The organism is Gordonia sp. DT30, assembly GCF_049844915.1.
Lineage (GTDB): Bacteria > Actinomycetota > Actinomycetes > Mycobacteriales > Mycobacteriaceae > Gordonia.
On the sequence record NZ_JBNCLY010000117.1, the window covers coordinates 1 to 250 of the forward strand.

A 250-nucleotide genomic window follows, 5' to 3' on the forward strand; every position below is an offset into this window, starting at 1 on the left:
GGTATCGGTGAAGGCGGCCTATCACGGGGCGGCCCGGCTGACCGATGCGGTGCGGGCACGTGTGGGGGGCGTCCACAGCGACCGCGCGGGTGAGGTTATTTCCGGTTCCGAACCTGTTGTGGTTGAGGGGCTTCGGTCTGATGGTGGCGATGATGCAGCCAGTGGCCGCCTCGTCGACGATGTGGACGCATCCGGTCGGGTGGGGTTGTCGTCGTCGATGACGCGGGCACAGGTCGATGACGCGTTGGGG

General features: G+C 67.2%; 1 protein-coding gene. It reads left to right on the forward strand.

Going from position 1 to position 250, the window contains the following annotated elements; translation table 11 throughout:
• Positions 1-250 (forward strand): hypothetical protein (locus tag ACLQ3C_RS21685; protein WP_425707143.1); only part of this gene is annotated, 250 nt, incomplete at both ends.